This is a genomic window from Vibrio sp. OPT46, from assembly GCF_015163535.1.
Lineage (GTDB): Bacteria > Pseudomonadota > Gammaproteobacteria > Enterobacterales > Vibrionaceae > Vibrio > Vibrio alginolyticus.
This window is the reverse complement of record NZ_JADDYG010000700.1, coordinates 1-1,390: the sequence shown is the minus strand read 5'-3', so window position 1 is coordinate 1,390 and position 1,390 is coordinate 1. Positions and strand designations below refer to the sequence as shown.

1 protein-coding gene is annotated in these 1,390 nt (G+C 36.2%); it reads left to right on the top strand.

Annotated elements, in window-relative coordinates:
- Positions 1–90 precede the first annotated feature (90 nt).
- On the top strand, positions 91–1,065 hold the full coding sequence (locus tag IQR33_RS25510) for a porin (protein ID WP_193837349.1): 975 nt from the start codon (positions 91–93) through the stop codon (positions 1,063–1,065).
- Positions 1,066–1,390: the final 325 nt, after the last annotated feature.

Below are 1,390 nucleotides of genomic sequence, written 5' to 3'. Positions count from 1 at the left end.
CCATAGAATATGGTTGAATTTGCACTTTAAAAATAATTGCCACTGTTCATAATTTCACTCGATTCAAACAACACAAGTAGTGGTAATTAAATGAAAATGACAAGAACGTCGATCGCAATCGCTGCACTTTTCTCTGCAAGTGCTGCAAATTCAGCCATAGTTTATGAAGATCAAGAATCAGTATTAAATATTCATGGCCGAGCGCAAGGGATGTATTATTTCTCTGATGATAAAAATGCTGACGGAGATAATAGCTACATTCGTGTAGGACTTTCAGGTGAGTCTAAAATAAATGAAGATCTTTATGCATTCGGCTTATATGAGTTGGAATTTAAGTCTAATCGCAGAGATGCTGATGGGATTGAAGATGATGAATTTGATATCCGAAAAGGCTATGTAGGAGTTGGTGCAGATTACGGAACAGTAAGTTATGGACGTCAATACGGTGCGGTCACTTTAGTATCTGACTACACGGATATTTTCCCGGAGTTTGGTAATGAAGCTGCTGGCGTAAGTGCGGATCTATATGGTACCGGTCGCTCCGATTCAGTATTTAAGCTAACGACAAGCTATGAAGGTTTGAATATTCATGTTAGCTATCAGGCTGAAAACGATGAAGTGTCAACAGATGCAGCCTCTTATGGTGCGGCGGCGGACTACAAGTTGCCATATGGCTTCAAAGTTGCGCTTGGTTACAACGAAGGTGAAGGGCAATCGGGTGCAGAAGATGCAGATCTGCTAACGGGTGCTATTGCATTTGAATACGACAAGTTTTATGCCTCTGTTTTATACAGTGATGGTGAAAACTGGGCTAAAGATGGTTCTGAAAGTAATATTGATTACACCGGTATTGAAGCAGTTGCCACTTATGAAGTAACAGATAAGCTTTGGGCACTAGTTGGCTATAACAATCTAGAGCGTGATGATGAAGATGTCGTCGATTACTACTCACTAGGTGCAGAGTATGATTTGACTTCTAATTTTAAAGCACTAGCAGAATACAGAATTACAGATGTAGACAATGAAGACGATATTCTTGCAATAGCTGCGAGATATTCATTCTAAAAAATTAATAAATATAAAAAGCCTGAAACTATTTTCAGGCTTTTTTATTTATCGGTGTAATTTTATAAGTGCTGATTTTCATCCATATATAATGGATTATATTGATCGTTACTTGTTAAAGTCTTTTGGATATAATTGTTTTGTTAGCTAGTCCACTGCTAGTTTTCATTTTCATATTTTTGAATGATGATTTTTTTCTTTGGCAACAAGAAGTATCTTGTTGCCTTTTTTTATTTTTACGTCTTATGGTTAATTAAAACAAAAAGAGTTTTTTATATATTGCTATAAACGAGAAAAATATAACGACAATTGTCAATCTTAGGTT

What these genes read in the sequence shown, in the direction of transcription:
- IQR33_RS25510 (WP_193837349.1), top strand. Translation starts at nt 91, where the DNA reads ATGAAAATGACAAGAACGTCGATCGCAATCGCTGCACTTTTCTCTGCA.